Below are 19,520 nucleotides of genomic sequence, written 5' to 3' on the forward strand. Positions count from 1 at the left end.
CCCGCCGCGCCAGCCCCCGCTCAGCCCCGTCGCACCTCGGCGATCGTCACCGGACGGTGCTCCCGCACCGACAGGGCGCACGCCTCCGCGATCCAGCCCGCCTCCAGGGCGTCCTCGATCGTGCACGGGGAGGGCCGCGACCCGGCGACCACCTGGGTGAACGCGGTCAGCTCGGCGCGGTAGGCGGCGGCGAAGCGGTCCATGAAGAAGTCGTGCGGAGCACCGCCCGGGAAGGTCACGCCGGGCTCGACCGAGCGCAGTGGCAGCTTCTCCTCCAGACCGACCGCGACGGAGTCCGCGAAGCCGTGGAGTTCCATCCGGACGTCGTAACCGCGCGCATTGTGCCTGCTGTTGGACACCACGCCGATCGTGCCGTCGTCCAGGGTGAGGACCGCGCCGGCGGTGTCGGCGTCGCCGGCGTCCTTGATGAAGTCGGCGCCGCGGTTGCCGCCGACGGCGTAGACCTCGGACACCTCGCGGCCGGTCACCCAGCGGATGGCGTCGAAGTCGTGCACCGCGCAGTCGCGGAAGATGCCCCCGGACGCGGCGATGTACCCGGCCGGCGGCGGCGCCGGGTCCAGCGTGGTCGACCGCACCGTGTGCAGCTTGCCCAGCTCACCCCCTTGCACGGCCGCCCGGGCGGCGACGAACCCGGCGTCGAAGCGGCGGTTGTACCCGATCTGGACCGGCGCGTCGCGGCCCGCCACCGCCTTGAGCACCTCGACGCCCTCCGCCATGGTGCGGGCGACGGGCTTCTCGCAGAAGACGGGCAGGCCCGCCTCCACGGCGGCCAGGATCAGGCCCGGGTGGGCGTCGGTCGCCGCCGCGATCACCACTCCGTCGACCCCCGCGGCCAGCACCGCCTCGGGCGAGTCCGCCATGTCGGCGCCGAACCGCTCGGCGGCGGCCTTGGCGGCGTGAGCGAAGGGGTCGGCGACGACGAGCGACTCGACGGCGGCGAGTCCGGCGAGGGTCTCGGCGTGGAAGGCGCCGATGCGGCCGAGGCCGAGGATTCCGATGCGCATACGGGTCTTGCTCCTTGATGAGTCGGGCCGCTCGACGAGCGCGCGGAACATGTCGTGCCGACCGGGGTGGGCGTACCGGCGGCACCCAGCCGGGTGTCGCGGCCTCACCCCTGCGGCCGCACCTCGACCCAGGTGCCCCGCTCGGCCGACCGCGCCATCGCGTCCAGGGCCGCCGCGCTGTGCACGGCGTCCTCCAGGGTGGCGCCGTACGGGGTGCCCTCGGCGATCGAGCGCAGGAAGCGGTGGGCCTCGACCACCTTCAGGTCGTCGTAGCCCATGGCGTTCGCGGCACCCGGCTGGAAGGCCGCGAAGTCGCCGTGCCCGGGGCCGACGTGAACGGTGCTGACGGGCTGGTCCTGGTACGCCGTGCCGCTGCTGACGCACAGTTCGTTCATGCGGCGGAAGTCCCAGAAGACCGCCCCGGTGGTGCCGTGCACCTCGAAGCCGTAGTTGTTCTGCTCGCCGACCGAGACCCGGCAGGCCTCCAGGACACCCCGGGCGCCGGAGGCGAAGCGCAGCAGACAGCTGACGTAGTCCTCGTTCTCGACCGGGCCGCGCTCACCGCCCGCGGCGCGGGAGTGACCGGCCGTCGCGGTGGCCGGACGGGCCCGCTCGGGCACGAAGACCGCCGTGTCGGCGGTCAGGGACGCGAGGTCGCCGAGCAGGAACCGGGCCAGGTCGGCGCCGTGCGAGGCCAGGTCGCCGAGCACCCCGTTTCCGCCGCGCTCCCGCTCGTAGCGCCAGGTCAGCGCGGACTCCGGATGCGCCGCGTAGTCGCTGAAGAGGCGGATGCGGACGTGTGTGACGGTGCCGATCGCGCCGGACGTGATCAGGTCGCGGGCGGCCTCCACGGCGGGCGCGTTGCGGTAGTTGAAGCCGACCGCGGCCTGGACGCCGGCCTTGGCGACCGCCTCCGCCACCGCCCGGGCGTCGTCGGCGGTCAGGCCGACCGGCTTCTCGATCCACAGGTGCTTGCCGGCCTCGGCCATCGCGACGGCGATCTCGCGGTGCAGGAAGTTCGGGGCGGTGATGCTGACCGCCCCGATCCGGGGGTCGGCGGCCACCTCGCGCCAGTCGCGGGTGGTCGAGGCGAACCCGAACCGCGCGGCGGCCTCCTCCGCCCGGCCCGGCACCTCCTCGGCGACCGTCACCAGCTCCGGGCGCACGGGCAGGTCCGGGTAGTGGTGGCGGACCCGGGCGTACGCCTGGGTGTGCACCCGGCCCATCCAGCCGAAACCGACGACGGCGACACCGAGTGCGTCCACCATGAGAGCCCCTCTACGGACCGGTCCCTGCTCTGTCCCGCCCACCCTGGGCGGAGCACAGGCATCATGTCAACCTTCTGACAGGACAAAGTACGGCCCGGTCGCGCGCGTTCACCCGAGGTTGATCGCGTACGCCTTGCGCAGCGTCTCGTGCACCGTCCACGTCGTCCGGTCGCCCTTCCGCAGCACGACCAGGTCGCCCGGGCCGACCGTCAGCGTCGGACCGCCGGCGACCTCGATCGTGGCCGCACCGCTGAGGACGACGAACATCTCGTCCGCCTCGGTGTCGGTGACGGTCCCGGGGGTGATCTGCCAGACGCCGCGCACCTGGCGGCCGTCGGCCGACTCCCAGAGCACCTTGCCGGTCACCTCGGGGGCGCCGGACACGATCTGCTCGGGGGGGAGGGGCTCGGGTTCGAGCTCGGCGTCGGGGACGTGGACAACGAAGCTGTGGGTCATGCCGTGACGCTAGAGGGGGTCCGCGGTGTTCCGGGGGCGACAGAGTGCGGCGTGTCGGTCCGCACGCGCGGACACTTCGTCGTGCCGCGCCGTGCCGGGCGAAACAGCTTGCGCTCGGGCAACTGCGGCAGGCGATCCTGCGCGGCGAGATGGCACCCGCGCAGCGGCTGGTGGAGACCGAACTCGCCGAGCAGTTCGGCGTGCTCCGGGCCAGCATCCGGGCCGCCCTGATCGACCTGTTGGTGCGGCACCGCTTCCTGCTGGCGCTGCGTCCCGGGCGTCCCCAGCAATCCCTGAACGAGCGCCTGGCCATGATCGAGGGGATCGAGGCCAGGAACTCACAGGCGGCCGAGGCGGCCGTCACCTGCCCAGCAGGGAGATTTCACCCATGACGCACGGCAACGCGCCCGCCGCCACCCCACGGTCGACACTCGTCGTCACCGCGCACGCGGGGGACTTCGTGTGGCGGGCGGGCGGCGCCATCACCCCGGCCGCCTCGCACGGGAAGCGCTGCGTACGGCCAGGCGGACGGCTGCCGACGGTACGCAGGAGAAGCTGATCGGCGCCCACTGAGCGCCCCGTCCGCCCCGTCCGCCCCGAGCGCCCCGGGCGGACGGGGACGGGTGCCGGTCACCGCGGGAACGCGGCGGTCGGTGTCGGCGTCCGCGGCCCCTCCCGCCCCGGACCGGGAGGGGCCGCGCTGTAGCGTGGCGGCCATGGCGCAGTGGGAGTTGCGGCCGGCGTCGGAGTCGGACGTCGACGCGGTCGCGGAGTTGCGGGCCGTCGTGCTCAGGGCGGACCTGGAGCGGCTCGGACGGTACGACGAGCGGCGGGTGCGGCAGCGGCTGCGGGACGGCTTCGACCCGACGCACACCCGGGTGATCGAGGTCGAGGGCGCGTTCGCGGGCTGCGTGGCGCTGCGACCGGCCGCGGACGCCTGGTGGCTGGAGCACTTCTACCTCGCCCCCGGCCTCCAGGGCAGTGGCATCGGCTCCGGGGTGCTGCGCTCGCTGCTCAACCGGTGCGACCGCGGCGGCGACCCGGTCCGGTTGAACGTGCTGCGGGGCAGTCCGGCCCGACGGCTGTACGAGCGGCACGGCTTCACCGTCGAGACCGAGACCCCGGTGGACGTGTTCATGGTGCGCGCGCCGGCCCGGACCTGACCGGTGCCCCCCGGCCCCGCCCGGCTCGGTCGACCGCGGTCACCGCCCGCGGCGCGACAGCCAGGCGGCGGTCAGGGCACCGGAGACGTTGTGCCAGACGGAGAAGACCGCGGCCGGCAGCGCCGCCAGCGGGCTGAAGTGGGCGGTGGCCAGGGAGGCCGCGAGGCCCGAGTTCTGCATGCCGACCTCGAAGGCCATGGCCCGGCTCGCCGGTTCGCCGAGCCGGGCGATGCGGCCGGCGCCGTAACCGAGCGCCAGCCCGAGGCCGTTGTGCAGCACCACGGCGACGAACACCAGCCCGGCCGCCGACTTGATGGCATCGGCGCTGCCCGCCACGACGACCGCCACGATCACCGAGATCGTCAGCGCCGACAGCCACGGCAGCGCCGGCAGCGCCCGCTCCACGTACCGTCCCGCCAGCAGCCGTACGGCCAGCCCCGCGAGGACCGGCAGCAGCACCGTCTTGAGGATGTCAGTGACCATGGACCCGGCGTCCACCGGGAGGTACTCACCGGCGAGCAGCAGCGTCAGCGGCGGGGTGACCAGCGGGGCGACGAGCGTCGACACGGTCGCGACGGAGACCGACAGGGCGACGTCGCCCCGGGCCAGGTACGTCACCACGTTGGAGGCCGTGCCGCTGGGCGCGCAGCCGACGAGGATCACACCGGCGGCGAGCTGCGGCGGGAGGTCGAGCAGGTGCGCGACGGCCCAGCCGAGCCCCGGCATGATGACGTAGTGCGCGACCAGCCCGAGGGCCACCGCCCAGGGGCGCCTGGCGACCCCGCGAAAGTCCTCCGGGGTCATGGTGATGCCCATGCAGAACATCACGACGCCCAGGAGGTACGGCACCGACTCGCCCCACCCGCTGAAACCGCCGGGGAGCAGCAGGCCCAGGGCGCCGGCCGCGAGAACGAGGATCGGGAACACGGTGACGGCGCGCCGCGCGGAGCGGTCACCGGTGGCGTCGTTGCTGTCGTTGCTTAGGCGTTCGGGTCGTTCGGTTCGCACGGTGCGAGGAAACGCCTGGCGGGCGGCGTGGCGCAAAGCCGTCTCGCGATGTGATCATCGGGACGGTTCGCGTCAGCGACCGTCGGCAGGCTGCGGCGGCGCTGTCCCGAGGCGCGGATGAGGTAGGCTTGACCAGCGCGATCACACGGAAACCGGGCAACCGGGGATGTACCAGCCGTGCGGCGCGCACCGGGACGTGGCGCAGCTTGGTAGCGCACTTGACTGGGGGTCAAGGGGTCGCAGGTTCAAATCCTGTCGTCCCGACGGTGACGGAGGGCCCTCGCGGGCAGCAGCTCGCGAGGGCCCTCCGTCGTGTGACCGGGCCCGCCACCTCCCCCGAAGCGGCGGGCCCGGTCGGCCGAGGGCGTCACCCCTGTTCAGTGTCCGAGGACACCGTCCCCCGAAGGTGACGCCTCCCGGCCGTCCCCGGCGCCGGTCTGTGGCCGCGGTGCCCGGGCGCCGCGGAGCCGCGCGGTCACCAGCACATGACCGCCGTCTCCCCCGCACCCCACGAGGAGTACAGGCGCACCCGGACCACATAGCGGCGGCCCTTGACGAGACGGGCCCTGATCGTGGCGTTGCGGGGTGTTCCCCCGTCGTCCCGTCCCGCGAGGTAGCGGGGCTCCCCGTCCCGCACCTCGAAGATCACGACGACGGCGTCGCTGTCACCGAAGGTGCCCACGGTGTACTCGCGGGTCTCCGGCGGGTCCACGCGGAAGTCGGCCTGCTCGCCCGGCCCGAGACCCAGCGGAACCGAGCGGAACGGCACCAGTGGCCCCGGCCGGCTGATCGGCGGGTACCAGCGCAGCGCGAACTCCTTGTCGGCCGCCGAGAGGGTGCCCGGCGGGTGCAGACCGGACCGGTAGTGCTCGGGCTCCAGTATCAGCCCCGACGGAAACGGGTACTCCATGATCGACTGGGGGTCCCAGACCGGGCCGTTGACCTCGTCGGTGTCGAGCTTGCGCAGAATGTTGTGGTACGTCAGGTCCCGGCTCCAGTGGTTCGGCGGACCCGCCAACTCGGCGTACACGGCCTCGTCGTCCCAGAGGATGCCGGCGAACGGGCTCTGGTGCTCGTGGAGCATGCCGAGTGCGTGCCCGATCTGGTGCAGCACCGTCGCGCGCTCCCCGGGCGCGGTCAGGTCCCAGCCGAAGTTCATCGTCCGGTCGTTCAGACCCACCCGGAGCGCGTCCTTGCCCACCGCCGACCAGGAACCGTCGCCGGGCCGGAAGCCGATGCGCAGCTCCGCCTCCGAACGGTCGCCGACCTCGGTGAGCACCAGTCCGATGCCCAGGTCGCGCCACTCCCGGAAGCAGTCGCGCACCACGTCCCGCTGCTCCTCGGTCCCCACCCAGGACGCCCGCCGCGGCCGGCCGGTGCCCGGCATCGGCACGACGGAGGAGTCGGTGTCGCCGCCGAGGAAGCAGTAGTGCAGAACCGTCCCGTTGACCCACATCCGCTGCCCGCCCACGAGCGCGGAGAGGCGCTCGGCGGCCAGCCCCGGCGCGAACGCGGGCTCCGGCTGCTGCGCGAGCGAGCAGTAACGTGCGGTCATGGCCCCCAGACTGCCGTCCCGGCCGCTCCGGGCGCCTGAGTCGGGGGCTACTCAAGTCACCCTGTATCAGGGATGAGTACGCCGACTCATGTTGCCGTGACGATTTCACCGCGGGACGCGAAGACGCTGGAGACCGCCTGGCCGTTCACCGGACGCGCGGACGAACTGGAACTGGTGCGCCGGTCCCTGACCGCCGGACGCAACGGCATCGTGGTCACGGGCCCGGCGGGCTGCGGCAAGTCCCGGCTCGTGACCGAGGCCGTCCGCGGCACCGACCGTGCCGTCGCGGCCGGGACGCCCGAGACCCGGGGCATTCCCTTCGCCGCCTTCGCCCACCTGCTGCCCGGCACCGTCACCCTGCACGACGCGGTGCGCGTCCTGTCCGGCGTGCGGCTCCTGGTGGTCGACGACGCGCACCTGCTCGACGACGCCTCCGCCGCCCTCGTGCACCAGCTGGCCGTGCACGGCCGCACCCGGCTCCTGGTCGTCGCCGCGGAGGGGGTGCCCGTACCAGGGGCGGTGTCCCGGCTGTGGTCCGGCGAGCTGCTGCCGCGGCTCGCCCTGGAACCGCTGCCCCGCGAGGAGACCGCAGAACTGCTCACGGCCGGCGCGGGCGGCGCCCTGGAGCCGCTCACCACCGACCGGCTGCACCGCCTGTGCCGGGGGGACCTGCGGCTGCTGCGCGAACTGCTGACCGCGGTGCGCGAGCGCGGCCTGCTCGAACCGGTCCCGGACACCGACCGGCGGATGTGGCGCGGCCCGGTGCCGGTCACGGCGGCCGTACGGGAGCGCACCGCCCACGTGCTCGACCGCACCCTCCCGGCGGAGCGGGAGACGCTCGAACGCCTCGCCTTCGCCGAGCCGCTGCCCCTCGACGCGGACGACCTCGACACGGGCGTCCTGGAACGCCTGGAGGCCGAGGGCCTGGTCGCCGTCGACGACCACGGTGCCACCCGGCTCGCCCACCCCCTGCACGGCCCGGTGCTGCGCGCCGCCGCGGGCCGCCTGCGGGCCCGGCGCCTGTCCCGCACCCCGGACCGGTGCGGCCCCGCCCTGGCGGCGGAGGAGGCCCTGCTGGCGCAGCGCGTCGAGCGGGGGGACGTACGGGCGCCGGAGGCACCCGTGGGGGAGTGGCTGGCGGCCGAGGGCCTGCCCGTACCGGCGCGGTACGCGGCGTCGCGGGCCCGCCTCGCGCGCCTCGGCGGTCTGCTCCGCGAGGCCGCGGCCTGGGCCCGCGAAGGGCTGCGGACGAGCCCCGCCGACGCGTCCTGCCGGGACGAACTCGCCCTGGCGACGGCCCAGTCGGGCGACACCTCGGCGGAGGACGGGGGCGCGGCCGCCGCCTGGGCCGCCGCCGCGCGCGGTGACCTGGACGCGGCGGTCCGGCTGGCCACCGCCGGCGATCCGTACGACGCCGTCCGGCTCGGTGCCCCCGAACGGGCGGTCGGCCGGCTGACCGGCGTCTTCGCCGCGCACGCCGACGCGCTCGCGCGGGGCGACGGACCGGCACTGGACGAGGTGGCCGGAGAACTGGAGCGGCGGGGCTTCCTGCTCTTCGCCGCCGAGGCCCGCGCCCAGGCGGCGGGCGCCCACCGCGACCCCGGCGCCGCCCGCACCGCCCGTACCCGTGCCGTCGCCCTGGCCCGGCGCTGCGAGGGCGCCCGCACCCCGGCCCTCTCCGGCCTGGCCCTCGGCGAACTCACCGCCCGGCAGCGGCAGATCGTGACGCTCGCCGCCGCCGGACTGAGCAACCGGCAGATCGCGGAGCGGCTCACCCTCTCCGTCCGCACCGTCGGCAACCACCTCTACGGCGCCTACACCCGCCTGGGCGCCGGCGACCGCGGCGCGCTGCCGTGGCTGATGGAGCTGCCCGAACCCCAGCCCGCGTGAGCCGCCCGGCGTCAGGCCGCGCCGAACGCGGAGAACGCCCACCCCGTCGCCTGGTGCACCGCGTCGCCCGGCAGCGCGGCCCGCGCGTCGCGCAGCGCCTCCGCCAGGGACAGCCCGGCGTCCAGGCCCTTGTGCAGCGCGAGCATCAGCGGCACCACCGCGGCGTCGTTGACCGGTGCGCAGCACGCCACCACCCCGGCGGTGCCCAGCGGCAGCAGCGCGGTGACCAGGCCGAGCAGCTCGTCCGCGCCGACCGAGGCGAACCGGGCGGTGTCGCAGCAGGACAGGATGATCCGGTACGGACTGCGGTCCAGCCGCTCGAAGTCGTGCACGATGAGCGGACCGTCCGCCATCCGCAACGACGAGAACAAGGGGCTGTCCGCACGGAAGGTGCCGTGCGCGGCGATGTGCGCCGACGCCGCCCCGTCCAACTCCCGCAACACCCGCGGCACCCGCGCCTCGTCGCCCTCCAGCACGGTCGGCCGGCCCACCCGCACCGGCTCCCGAGGCGCACCGCCCCCGGCGCCCCGGCCGTCGTCCCGCACTGTGCTGTCCCGGGGCCCGGCGTGCTGGGCGCCGTCGCCCCGTGCGACCGTTCCGGTGGGGCGCCGCGCGCCGTAGCGGTCGGCGAGTTCGGAGACCTCGGCACCGTCGCTCGCCAGTCCCGGCCCGCGTACCAGGACCTGACGGCCGCCGGGCGGAGGCGCGGTCTCCCTGGCGCGCAGCCAGCTGCTCGCCGACGGGGAGACGCTCAGGACCCGTTCGCGCAGGACGGGCAGCAGGGCCCACGGCACGCGGTGCAGGCGGCCCGGCGGCACCACCACGACCGGACCGGAGCCGAGATGCGCCGCGGCGGGGCCGAGCAGCAGCTCCTGAAGGCGCGCGCCCGCCGCCTCCACCAGCGGCAGCCGGGCCTCCGCCCCGGGGTGGGCGAGCCGCCGCAGACCGGCCTGTACGTGCTCGGCCTCCGCCTCCGCCTCCGCCAGCAGCCCGGCCTCGAACCGCCGCACCCGCCCCTGCCCGCACAGCAGCACGTGCACCCGCCCGTCGAGCACGGCCAGCTCCACCAGGCGTACGTCGTCACCGAGCCGGTCCAGCAGCCGCCCGACGTCGAAGCGGTCGCCGTCGCCCGGGGCCTCACCCCGCATGTGCAGGGTGCGGGAGCGGATCTCCCGCTCCAGGCGCCGCTGTTCGCGCTCCAGGGCGGGGACGGGCCGGCCGCCGCCCGTGCGGGCGTCGTCCACCCGGGCGGCCAGCTCCCGGAAGGCCGTCATCGTGCTCAGCAGCACCGGATCGGCCGGCGGCCGGGTGGGCGGCGCCGTCAGCACCGTCGCCCGCCAGCGTTCGCTCCACACCAGCAGCCGCCGCGGCCCGCCCGAGACCAGACTCGCCCGCTGCGCCAGTGCGGCCAGCTCCGCGCCCTGCGCGGTGGCCCGGGCCCGCAGCTCCGAGGCGCCCAGTGTCATGCGGTGGTCGTCGAGGACGTCGAGGCCACGACGGCATGCTTCGAGCACCCCCCGCGCCGAACCCGCCGCGCGCGCCCGCAGCGCCTGCGCCGCCCAACCCGTCATCCGCGCCAGCGGCGGCCCGCCGTGCCGGCTGCGCGCGGCGACCGCCAGATGCCGCTCCGCGTCCGCCGTCCAGCCCAGGTCCAGCGCGATCCGGCCCGCGAGCAGGGAGGCCTCCGGGGCGGCCGGCGCACCGAAGGCGGCCAGGCGCTCCGCCACCGCCGCCGCGTCCGCGACCAGCCGGCCCGACCCGTGCCCCGTGGCGACCCGGGCCTCGATCAGCACCAGCCGGGCGTGTGTCTCGTACCAGGTACGTCGCTGCCCCGCGAAGAGCCGCACCGCGACGGCCGCGCGCGCGAGCGCGGTCTGCGCCTCACCCGCCAGCCGGGCCGCGCGGGCGGCGACCAGCAGCAGCTCCGCCTTGCGGGTGGACTGCCCGCCGATCCCGTCCAGCGCCGCGATCGCCCCGTCCGCCTCGGCCAGCGCCTCCGTGGCCAGCCCCGCCGCCATCAGGACCTCACAGCGCCGGATGGTGAGCATGAAGGTCGGCGTGCCCAGCTTGGCGTACCGCTCCTCGGCCTCGTCGAGCAGCCGCAGTGCCGTCGGCACATCACCCGAGCGGAACGCCGCGAGGCCGCGGCTCTCCACCGCGTCGGCCTTGTCGTGCTCCTGGCCGGTGGTGTCCCACAGCGCCTCCGCCTCGGTGAAGTCCGCGTCGGCCCGCTCCACCGCGCCGAGCGCCAGGTGCACCGTGGCCCGCAGGGTGAGGGCCCGCGCCGTCCAGATCACGTCGTCCGCCTGCCGCAGCACCGGGATCGCCCGTCGTACGTCCTCCAGCGCCTCCCGGTGGCGCCCCAGCACCCACCACACGTACGCCCGCCGGTACAGCACCCGTGCCCGGGTGTGCCCGCTGCCGCGTGCCACGCCCCGCTCGAACGCCGCCAGCCCCTCGCGGGTGCGGCCGGAGTGCACCAGCGCCACCCCGAGCGTGGCCAGCACGTCCGCCTCCCGCTCGGCCGAGTCCGCCCGGGCCGCCAGGTCGCGGGCGCGCCGCAGATGGGCCAGCGCCTGCCGGGTGTCCCCGAAGTCGCGCTGCCAGATGCCGATCACCTGATGGGCGATCGAGGCGTGCAGCGGCGCGGGCTCGGCCCCGAGCAGCTCCTCCGCCCGCGTCAGCGCTTCGTTGGGGGCGGCGAACACCATCGGCAGCAGTTGGAGAACCGACTCGTTTCCCGCTGTCACTCCACGGATGGTAGTGCTCCGGAACCACGCCCCACAGGTGGGTGTCTGTATCAATCAGCCACCCCGGGACTCTGATTGACGACCCAGCGACGACCCAGCGACGACCGCAGCCACGGCCGCGGCCACGACCGTCACCGCCGCCGCCTCAGTGGAGGACATGCCATGGCACCACAGCGATTCCGCGAGCAGTTCGACCAGATCCAGCGCTCGATGCCGGACGTCCCGCTGGTGATGGGGCCGGACGACTCCGCCGAGTTCTTCTACGAGAAGGGCGTCGTCCTCGCCCGCGACGGCGAGGAGGCCCGCCTCGTCGAGGACACCGTGCGCGACCACTTCACCACCTTCGCCGGTCTCACCCCGGACCAGGTGCGCCGGACGAGCCCCGAGACCAACCGCACCGGCATCACCCGCATCCGGGTCGCCGACCCGGGCGAGGGCGACCGCAGCGGCGACGTCGCCGTGGCCAACGCCCTGCGCTCCCTGCGGACGGTGGAGGGGCGGGCCGGCCGCCGGCTGATCAGCCGCAACCACGTCGTCTCCATCGCGGTCAACGCCTGTCCCGGAGACGAGCCCATCCCCGTCCCGATCAGCGAGCCGCCCAACCCGGCCGCCGCCGAGACCCCCTACGACGAGGGGACCGCCGTCGGCGTCCTCGTCATCGACACGGGCCTCATGGGCGACTACCGGTCCTACCCGCTGCTCGCGCACACCGACGGCGACGCCCAGCTCAGGGAGTGCGACGACGACGGCGTCCTCCAGCAGTACGTCGGCCACGGCACCTTCATCGCCGGGCTCGTCGCGGCCGTCGCGCCCAACACCGACGTGACCGTCCGCAACACGCTCAACGACGCCGGCGCCATCCTGGAGTCCGAGCTGGGCGAGAAGCTCTTCGAGGCCGTCGACCGCGGCGGCTGGCCCGAGATCCTCAGCCTCTCCGCCGGCACCTCCAACGGCCGCACCGACGGGCTGCTCGGCGTGCACGCCTTCATGGAGGAACTGCGCGAGCAGCGCACCCTGCTGGTCGCCGCCGCCGGCAACAACGCCAGCGCCACCCCGTTCTGGCCCGCCGCCTACGCCGACCTGCCGGGCTGGGAGAAGTCCGTGCTGTCGGTCGGCGCGCTGCGCGCCGACGGCGAGTTCGGCGCCTGCTTCAGCAACCACGGCGGCTGGGTGAAGGTCTACGCCCCCGGCGAGCGGCTCACCAGCGCCCTCACCGGCTTCGGCACGCCCGTGCCGTACGTCTACCAGCACTCCACCTACGACGCCTGCCGGTACGGCTTCGCCTACGCCTGCACCTGCCAGTACCCCCGGCACAACGGGGTGCTGAGCGAGCCCGGCGAGGCCCCCGCCAAGCCGGACCAGGTGATGTTCGAGGGGCACGCCCAGTGGAGCGGCACCTCCTTCGCCACCCCCGTGGTGGCGGGCCTGGTCGCCTCCCACATGACGGCGCACAAGGAGCGGGACCCGCGTGCGGCCCGGGGGCAACTGCTCGCGGCCAACTCCGAGTACGCGGAGGTGCGCGGGGCGCACGTGCCGGCGCTGCTGCCGCCCACCTGGCACCCGGTCACCGTCGAGGCACCGGCCGACGGGGTGTGAGCGGCCCCGTGCCGGGCGGAACCACCTGCTCCGCGGCGTACGATGACGTGTCGTACACGAGGGGTGGGACCGTGGACCGTGCAGATGTCGGGGTGCTCGTCCAGTTGGCCGCCGACGGGGACGCGGCGGCGTGGAAGTCACTGGTGGACGGGCTGGGCCCGCTGGTGTGGTCCGTCGTGCGGGCCCACGGGCTGTCCGACGCCGACGCGCACGAGGTGTACCAGACCGCCTGGTTCCGCTTCGCCCAGCACCTGGGGCGGATCCGTGAACCGGAGAAGACGGGCTCCTGGCTGGCGAGCACGGCACGGCACGAGTGCCTGAAGCTGATCAGGGCGTCGAAGCGGTGGACACCGACCGACGATCCGCAGCTGCTGGACCGGCCGAGCGAGGAACGCACGCCGGAGGAGTCGGTGCTCGACTCCGAGGAGGCCGCCGCGCAGACCGAGCGCGTGCGGCGACTGTGGCAGGAGTTCGAGGAACTGGGCGAGCGCTGCCGCCAGTTGCTCCGGGTGCTGATCTCCTCGCCACCACCCAGTTATCAGGAGGTGTCCGCCGCCCTGGGGATCGCGGTGGGCAGCATCGGGCCGACGCGCCAGCGCTGTCTGCGCAGGTTGCGGGCCCGACTCGAGGCACGGGGGACATCATGAGCGACATGCACGACGGTTTCGACGACGGGCCCCTCGAAGGGCCCGGTGCAGGGCCGGGCGACGGGGCCTTCCCGGACGGCGAGTGGGACACCGGACTGCTGGAGGAGGAACTGCGGCAGGCGGCCGCGATCCTCGACCCGGTCCCGACGGAGCTGCGGCGGATCGCCGTCGACGCCTTCGCCCTGCACGACCTGGACGCCCGCGTCGCCGAGCTGACCTTCGACTCGCTGGTCGACGCCATCCCGGTCAGAGGGGCGAGCGACCCGCCCCGCATGCTGACCTTCAGCGTGGACGAGGTGACCGTCGACGTCGAGGTGACGGCGGAGGGTCTGATCGGACAGGTGCTGCCGCCGGGCCCGGCCCGGATCGAGGTGCTCAGCGGTCCCCGGTCCCACGCGCGACTGACCGCCGACGCCATGGGCCGCTTCACCGGCGAGGCCCCGCCCAGCGGCCCGTTCGCGCTGCGACTGGCCACCGGCCGCGAGGTGGTCGTGACGCAGTGGCTGCGCGCCTGAGGGGCGGTGGTCAGCCCGAGACGGCGTCCACGAGTGCCGCCAGCGAGGCGGCGAGGCGGGACAGTCCCGGCCCGGCCGGGCCGCCCGGTTCGCTCATGTAGGTGTCCCGGCGGATCTCCACCATCAGCGCGCCGACCTCGCGCCGCTGCCCGTGGAACTCCAGCGGCACGTACGTCCCGCTGAACGGGCTGTCCAGGCCGGTCTCCCCGCACGGGGCGAACGCCGCCCGGGCCGCGGCGAGCAGCTCGGGCGAGGTGTGGAAACGGTCGGTGCCCAGGCAGACCGGCGGGCGCGGGCCGCGACCGTGCAACTCGTAGGGGAGGGGCGCGGCGGGGTAGGAGTGCACGTCGACGATCACGGCCCGTCCGGTGGCGGCGAGCCGCTGGGCGACCGCGTCGGTCATCGCGCGTGCGTAGGGGCGGAAGAACCGCTCGATCAGCGGCGCCGGGTCGGTGCCGTCGGCCCGCAGGACCTCGCGGTGCGTGGTCCGCGTGTACACGGCGCCCATCCCGACGGCCGTCATCTCCTCCCGCTCGTCCGGGAACCGCTCCGGATCGACGACCAGCCGCGACGCCAGGTTCACGAACCGCCAGGGCGTGACCCCGGCCAGCGCGGCCGCCGCCTCGGCGATCCGCGCGGTGTGCGCGTCGGTGATGTGGTCCAGCTCCCGTTCCAGCGCCGGGTCGTCCAGGACGATGCCGGGGCGGACGTCGGCCGGGATCTCCCGCGAGGAGTGCGGCACGTGGAGGATCACGGGGGACGCCGCGGCGCCGGGCAGCAGCTCGAAGGTGGGCGGGGCGTCGGTCATGGGGCCGCTCCGTGAGGTCGTGGGTCGCGGGGTCGACACAGCGGGGTGGACGCAGCGGGGTGCACACAGACGGGCACCCCGTCTCCGCCGCGCGGAAACGGGGTGCCCGCCGGGACGTGCGTCCGGCCGCGAGGATCAGGCGAGGGACGCCAGCGCCTCGTTCCAGGTGGCCGACGGGCGCATGACCTCGGCGGCCTTGGCCGGGTCGGGCTGGTAGTAGCCGCCGATCTCGGCCGGCTGGCCCTGGACGGCGTTCAGCTCCTCGACGATCTTCTGCTGGTTCGCGGAGAGCGTCTCGGCGAGCGGGGCGAAGGCCTTGGCCAGGTCCGCGTCGTCGCTCTGCCCGGCCAGCTCCTGCGCCCAGTACAGGGACAGGAAGAAGTGGCTGCCGCGGTTGTCGATGCCGCCGACGCGACGGGTCGGGGACTTGTCCTCGTTGAGGAAGGTCGCCGTGGCGCGGTCGAGGGCGTCGGCGAGGACCTTGGCACGGGTGTTGCCGGTGACCTCGGCGTACTGCTCCAGGGAGGGCACCAGCGCGAAGAACTCGCCGAGGGAGTCCCAGCGCAGGTAGTTCTCCTTCACGAGCTGCTGCACGTGCTTGGGCGCGGAGCCGCCGGCGCCGGTCTCGAAGAGGCCGCCGCCCGCCATCAGCGGGACGACCGACAGCATCTTGGCGCTGGTGCCCAGCTCCAGGATGGGGAAGAGGTCGGTCAGGTAGTCGCGCAGCACGTTGCCGGTGACGGAGATGGTGTTCTCACCGCGGCGGATGCGCTCCACGGACAGCTTGGTCGCCTCCACCGGGGACAGGATCTTGATGTCCAGGCCCTCGGTGTCGTGCTCCGGCAGGTACGCCTTCACCTTGGCGATCAGGTTGGCGTCGTGGGCGCGGCCCTCGTCCAGCCAGAAGACGGCCGGGTCGCCGGTGGCGCGGGCGCGGGTGACGGCCAGCTTCACCCAGTCGCGGATCGGCGCGTCCTTGGTCTGGCAGGCGCGGAAGATGTCGCCGGCGGAGACCGTCTGCTCCAGGACGGCGTTGCCGTCGGCGTCGACCAGGCGGACCGTGCCGGTGGCCGGGATCTCGAAGGTCTTGTCGTGGCTGCCGTACTCCTCGGCCTTCTGCGCCATGAGGCCGACGTTCGGCACCGAGCCCATGGTGGAGGGGTCGTAGGCGCCGTTGGCGCGGCAGTCCTCGATGACGGCCTGGTAGACACCGGCGTAGGAGGAGTCCGGGATGACGGCGAGCGCGTCGTGCTCCTGGCCGTCCGGGCCCCACATGTGGCCGGAGGTGCGGATCATGGCCGGCATGGAGGCGTCGATGATGACGTCCGAGGGCACGTGCAGGTTGGTGATGCCCTTGTCGGAGTCGACCATGGCCAGCTCCGGGCCCTCGGCGAGCTCGGCGTCGAAGGAGGCCTTGATCTCGGCGCCCTCGGGCAGGGACTCCAGGCCCTTGTAGATGCCGCCCAGACCGTCGTTCGGGGTGAGGCCGGCCTTGGCGAGCGCCTCTCCGTACTGCGCGAAGGTCTTCGGGAAGAAGGCGCGGACCACGTGGCCGAAGATGATCGGGTCGGAGACCTTCATCATCGTGGCCTTCAGGTGCACCGAGTACAGGATGCCCTCGGCCTTGGCGCGGGCGACCTGCGCCGTGAGGAACTCGCGCAGCGCAGCGACGCGCAGCACGGAGGCGTCCACGACCTCGTCCTTCTTCACCGGTACCGACTCGCGCAGCACCGTGGTGGTGCCGTCGTCGCCGACCAGCTCGATCCGCAGCGCGCCGTCCTCGGCGATCACCACGGACTTCTCGGTGGAGCGGAAGTCGTTCTCGCCCATGGTCGCGACATTCGTCTTCGACTCGCCGGTCCAGGCGCCCATGCGGTGCGGGTGGTTCTTGGCGTAGTTCTTCACCGAGGCCGGGGCGCGGCGGTCGGAGTTGCCCTCGCGCAGGACCGGGTTGACCGCGGAGCCCTTGACCTTGTCGTAGCGGGCGCGGATGTCGCGCTCCTCGTCGGTCTTCGGGTCGTCCGGGTAAGCCGGCAGCGCGTAGCCCTGGTCCTGGAGCTCGGCGATCGCGGCCTTGAGCTGCGGGATGGACGCCGAGATGTTCGGCAGCTTGATGATGTTGGCCGCGGGGGTCTTGGCCAGCTCGCCGAGCTCCGCGAGGGCGTCCGGGATGCGCTGGTCCTCGGTCAGGTACTCCGGGAACAGGGCGATGATCCGGCCGGCCAGCGAGATGTCGCGGGTCTCGACGGGGACACCCGCCTGCGAGGCGTACGCCCGGATCACCGGCAGGAACGAATACGTCGCCAGGGCCGGGGCCTCGTCAGTGTGCGTATAGATGATGGTCGAGTCAGTCACCGGGTGCTCCGCTCCACGTCTGCAACATTGCTCGACATCAAGATATCTCGTGACCGACCTCGGCTCGACAGGGGTCGCACGGTGATTCCGGACAACCGGCCGCACGGGCCCCTGTCGAACCAGGGAACGAAACGGTACGGGGTCAGGCGAAAGGAACGGCGTCCTCGCCCGTCCGCTGCTGCGGGAAGACCACCGCGCCCTGCTGGAGCGCCACCGTCCGGGCGGGTGCCGGAATACGGATGCCCTCCTCGCGGTAGCGCCGGTGCAGGCGCTTGATGAACTCGTGCTTGATCCGGTACTGGTCGCTGAACTCGCCGACGCCCAGGATCACGGTGAAACCGATCCGCGAGTCGCCGAAGGTGTGGAACCGCACCGCCGGCTCGTGCTCCGGCACCGCCCCGGCGATCTCGGTCATCACCTCGGCGACCACCTCGGTCGTCACCCGCTCCACGTGCTCCAGGTCACTGTCGTAGGAGACGCCGGCCTGGACCATGATGGTCAGCTGCTGTTCGGGCCGCATGAAGTTGGTCATGTTCGACTGGGCGAGCTTGCCGTTCGGGATCACGACCAGGTTGTTGGACAGGTCGCGGACCGTGGTCTGCCGCCAGTTGATGTCCTCGACGTAGCCGTCCTCCCCGCTGCTGAGCTGGATGTAGTCACCCGGCTGCACGGTCTTCGAGGCCAGGATGTGGATGCCGGCGAAGAGGTTGGCCAGGGTGTCCTGGAGGGCCAGCGCGACCGCCAGACCGCCCACGCCCAGGGCGGTGAGCAGCGGCGCTATGGAGATGCCCAGGGTCTGCAGCATCACCAGGAAGCCGATGGCGAGCACCAGGATGCGGGTGATGTTCACGAAGATCGTGGCCGAGCCGGCGACCCCGGAGCGGGACGAGGTCACCGTCCGCACCAGGCCGGCGATCACCCGGGCGGCCGTCACCGTCGCCACGAAGATCAACAGAACCGTCAGGACCTGGTTGGTGCCGTGCTGCACCGCGCGCTTCAGCGGCAGCGCCGCCGCGGCACCCGCCACGCCGGCCGAGACGGCCGCCCACGGCACCACCGTCCGCAGGGCGGCCACGATGACGTCGTCCCCGCCCCACCGGGTGCGGTCGGCGTGACCGGCCAGCCAGCGCAGCGCCATGCGCAGCAGGAACGCCCCCGCCAGGCCCGCGGCCAGCGCGATCGCGGCGGGCACCAGGTGGTCCACGGTCAGGTCGTCCGTCACCGGTCGCCTCCAGGGGATACGGCGCGGGCGAAGGCCCTGGCCGACAGCCGGATGTGAAGTTGCGTCACGTCGTCACCTGCTCGATTCCGGGGTGTGCGATCACACCGGTCCGCAAGACAGTTCGACCGGCGCGAGCGTTCATCCTGCCGTATCCGAGGCGGTGGTTCGCACCGCTCGGGGGAGCGGGCGGTCGTACCCCGCCCAGCGCGTTCCCGCGCACCCCGCGGCCGGGCGCGTTCGAGCCGATGGACCACCGCCCTAGATCACCCGCATCCGCACCAGCGCGGCCAGGGTCAGGGTCCCCGGCAGCAGCGGCAGCCAGACCGTGAGGAGCCGGAAGGCGAGTACCACCGCCGTGGCCACGGCCGCCGGACCGCCCGCCGCGACCAGTGCCACCACCAGCGCCGCCTCGACGGAACCGATACCGCCGGGCGTCGGCACCAGCGCGACCGCGACGGTCGCCGCCAGATAGGCGACCGCCATGTGTGCCACCGGCACCGGCAACGCCAGCGCCCGCCCCACCAGGACCAGCGCCGCCGCCTGGAGCGCCGGGAAGGCCAGCGCGCCGCCCCACAGGGCCAGCGCCCGCGCCGGGCGGGCGTGCACCGAGCGCGCCTCGCCCAGCGCCGTCCGCAGGAAGGACTCCACCGCTCCACGCACCCGGGGCACCAGCACCAGCACGCCCGTCGCCACGACCGGCACGGCGCCGACGGCGATCAGCAGCGGTTGCACGGCCGCCTCGGGCAGCAGGGTGCCCAGCCGCAGCGCGTCGGGGAACGCGATCAGCAGGACGCCCAGCAGGGCCACCCGGCCGACGCTCTCCGCCAGCAGGTACAGGGCGAGGGCGGCCGAGGAACGGGCCAGCGACAGCCCGCACACCGACATGAACCGCAGGTTGACCGCGCTCGCGCCCAGTCCCGTCGGCAGCAGGTGGTTCGCCGCGCCCGCGGCGAACTGCGTGGCGACCAGGCGCCGGCGGGGCAGCCGTTCCACCACGGCGCCCTGCCGGGTGCAGGCCGCGGCGACCCAGGTCAGACAGGTCGCGCAGGCCGCGGCCAGCAGCCAGGGCCAGCGGGCGGTGGCGAGATGGCCGAAGCCCTCGGAGAGAACCGGCAGGTGCCGCACCGCGACCACGGCCACCAGCAGCAGGGGGAGCAGACAGAAGATCCGCCGGGCCAGGCGGGTGCGGCCCTCCCGGCGCACGGCGGCCGGGACGGGAGCGGGAAGGAGGCCGGGGACGGGCTTCTCGGGGAGTTGTACCG

At 74.1% G+C, this 19,520-nt stretch carries 16 protein-coding genes, 1 tRNA gene and 1 pseudogene; 8 read left to right on the forward strand and 10 right to left on the reverse strand.

What is annotated here, in order from left to right:
* Positions 1 to 20: 20 nt before the first annotated feature.
* The 3 genes from ACZ6EG_RS19010 to ACZ6EG_RS19020 all read right to left on the reverse strand — a co-directional run bounded on the left by ACZ6EG_RS19010 (position 21) and on the right by ACZ6EG_RS19020 (position 2,749).
* Positions 21 to 1,025 (reverse strand): Gfo/Idh/MocA family protein, encoded by a 1,005-nt coding sequence (locus tag ACZ6EG_RS19010; RefSeq protein ID WP_391972777.1) that lies wholly within the window; start codon positions 1,023 to 1,025, stop codon positions 21 to 23.
* Between the two features lie 104 nt (positions 1,026 to 1,129).
* Positions 1,130 to 2,293, reverse strand: a complete 1,164-nt coding sequence (locus ACZ6EG_RS19015; protein WP_391972776.1) for a Gfo/Idh/MocA family protein — start codon at positions 2,291 to 2,293, stop codon at positions 1,130 to 1,132.
* A gap of 108 nt (positions 2,294 to 2,401) precedes the next feature.
* The gene (locus tag ACZ6EG_RS19020) at positions 2,402 to 2,749 is read right to left on the reverse strand and encodes a cupin domain-containing protein (protein ID WP_469605887.1); all 348 of its coding nucleotides are present in this window, start codon (positions 2,747 to 2,749) and stop codon (positions 2,402 to 2,404) included.
* Positions 2,750 to 2,793: 44 nt separating this feature from the next.
* Between ACZ6EG_RS19020 and ACZ6EG_RS19025 the strand changes: the two genes are divergently transcribed.
* The 3 genes and pseudogenes from ACZ6EG_RS19025 to ACZ6EG_RS19035 all read left to right on the forward strand — a co-directional run bounded on the left by ACZ6EG_RS19025 (position 2,794) and on the right by ACZ6EG_RS19035 (position 3,912).
* Positions 2,794 to 3,141 carry a GntR family transcriptional regulator gene (locus ACZ6EG_RS19025; RefSeq protein ID WP_469605890.1) on the forward strand — a complete coding sequence of 116 codons (348 nt, stop codon included), beginning with the start codon at positions 2,794 to 2,796 and terminating at the stop codon, positions 3,139 to 3,141.
* Positions 3,138 to 3,260 (forward strand): annotated as a pseudogene (locus tag ACZ6EG_RS19030) (PIG-L family deacetylase); the annotation flags it as partial. The gene ACZ6EG_RS19025 and the pseudogene ACZ6EG_RS19030, both read left to right, overlap by 4 nt.
* 205 nt (positions 3,261 to 3,465) lie before the next feature.
* Positions 3,466 to 3,912: a GNAT family N-acetyltransferase gene (locus ACZ6EG_RS19035; protein ID WP_391972774.1), complete on the forward strand. Its 447-nt coding sequence runs from the start codon at positions 3,466 to 3,468 to the stop codon at positions 3,910 to 3,912.
* Between the two features lie 39 nt (positions 3,913 to 3,951).
* On the opposite strand, the gene ACZ6EG_RS19040 is transcribed toward ACZ6EG_RS19035, so the two are convergent.
* Positions 3,952 to 4,920 (reverse strand): bile acid:sodium symporter family protein, encoded by a 969-nt coding sequence (locus ACZ6EG_RS19040; RefSeq protein ID WP_469605894.1) that lies wholly within the window; start codon positions 4,918 to 4,920, stop codon positions 3,952 to 3,954.
* A gap of 190 nt (positions 4,921 to 5,110) precedes the next feature.
* On the opposite strand from ACZ6EG_RS19040, the gene ACZ6EG_RS19045 reads away from it, so the two are divergent.
* Positions 5,111 to 5,184, forward strand: a tRNA-Pro gene (locus ACZ6EG_RS19045).
* Between the two features lie 211 nt (positions 5,185 to 5,395).
* Here ACZ6EG_RS19045 and absR1 read toward each other — a convergent pair.
* Positions 5,396 to 6,475, reverse strand: coding sequence for a beta-glucuronidase AbsR1 (gene absR1, locus ACZ6EG_RS19050; protein WP_391972772.1), 1,080 nt, complete (start codon positions 6,473 to 6,475; stop codon positions 5,396 to 5,398).
* Between the two features lie 72 nt (positions 6,476 to 6,547).
* Between absR1 and ACZ6EG_RS19055 the strand changes: the two genes are divergently transcribed.
* Positions 6,548 to 8,365: a LuxR family transcriptional regulator AbsR2 gene (locus ACZ6EG_RS19055; protein WP_469605897.1), complete on the forward strand. Its 1,818-nt coding sequence runs from the start codon at positions 6,548 to 6,550 to the stop codon at positions 8,363 to 8,365.
* A gap of 11 nt (positions 8,366 to 8,376) precedes the next feature.
* On the opposite strand, the gene ACZ6EG_RS19060 is transcribed toward ACZ6EG_RS19055, so the two are convergent.
* Positions 8,377 to 11,076 carry a CHAT domain-containing protein gene (locus ACZ6EG_RS19060; protein ID WP_391972822.1) on the reverse strand — a complete coding sequence of 900 codons (2,700 nt, stop codon included), beginning with the start codon at positions 11,074 to 11,076 and terminating at the stop codon, positions 8,377 to 8,379.
* A 201-nt stretch (positions 11,077 to 11,277) separates the two neighbouring features.
* On the opposite strand from ACZ6EG_RS19060, the gene ACZ6EG_RS19065 reads away from it, so the two are divergent.
* From ACZ6EG_RS19065 to ACZ6EG_RS19075, 3 genes are all read left to right on the forward strand, one after another.
* Positions 11,278 to 12,711 (forward strand): S8/S53 family peptidase, encoded by a 1,434-nt coding sequence (locus tag ACZ6EG_RS19065; RefSeq protein WP_391972770.1) that lies wholly within the window; start codon positions 11,278 to 11,280, stop codon positions 12,709 to 12,711.
* Between the two features lie 71 nt (positions 12,712 to 12,782).
* Positions 12,783 to 13,358, forward strand: a complete 576-nt coding sequence (locus ACZ6EG_RS19070; RefSeq protein WP_391972769.1) for an RNA polymerase sigma factor — start codon at positions 12,783 to 12,785, stop codon at positions 13,356 to 13,358.
* Positions 13,355 to 13,873 carry a hypothetical protein gene (locus ACZ6EG_RS19075; RefSeq protein ID WP_391972768.1) on the forward strand — a complete coding sequence of 173 codons (519 nt, stop codon included), beginning with the start codon at positions 13,355 to 13,357 and terminating at the stop codon, positions 13,871 to 13,873. The genes ACZ6EG_RS19070 and ACZ6EG_RS19075 overlap by 4 nt, the downstream gene beginning before the upstream one ends.
* A 10-nt stretch (positions 13,874 to 13,883) precedes the next feature.
* On the opposite strand, the gene ACZ6EG_RS19080 is transcribed toward ACZ6EG_RS19075, so the two are convergent.
* The 4 genes from ACZ6EG_RS19080 to ACZ6EG_RS19095 all read right to left on the reverse strand — a co-directional run bounded on the left by ACZ6EG_RS19080 (position 13,884) and on the right by ACZ6EG_RS19095 (position 19,416).
* Positions 13,884 to 14,681 carry an N-formylglutamate amidohydrolase gene (locus ACZ6EG_RS19080; protein ID WP_469605903.1) on the reverse strand — a complete coding sequence of 266 codons (798 nt, stop codon included), beginning with the start codon at positions 14,679 to 14,681 and terminating at the stop codon, positions 13,884 to 13,886.
* 135 nt (positions 14,682 to 14,816) lie between these two features.
* Positions 14,817 to 17,036 carry an NADP-dependent isocitrate dehydrogenase gene (locus tag ACZ6EG_RS19085; RefSeq protein ID WP_391972766.1) on the reverse strand — a complete coding sequence of 740 codons (2,220 nt, stop codon included), beginning with the start codon at positions 17,034 to 17,036 and terminating at the stop codon, positions 14,817 to 14,819.
* A 142-nt stretch (positions 17,037 to 17,178) separates the two neighbouring features.
* Complete coding sequence (locus ACZ6EG_RS19090) at positions 17,179 to 18,258, reverse strand: mechanosensitive ion channel family protein (protein ID WP_391972765.1); 1,080 nt, start codon at positions 18,256 to 18,258, stop codon at positions 17,179 to 17,181.
* A 258-nt stretch (positions 18,259 to 18,516) separates the two neighbouring features.
* The gene (locus ACZ6EG_RS19095) at positions 18,517 to 19,416 is read right to left on the reverse strand and encodes a lysylphosphatidylglycerol synthase transmembrane domain-containing protein (protein WP_391972821.1); all 900 of its coding nucleotides are present in this window, start codon (positions 19,414 to 19,416) and stop codon (positions 18,517 to 18,519) included.
* Between the last annotated feature and the right edge of the window lie 104 nt (positions 19,417 to 19,520).

This window comes from Streptomyces sp. NPDC041968, from assembly GCF_055589025.1.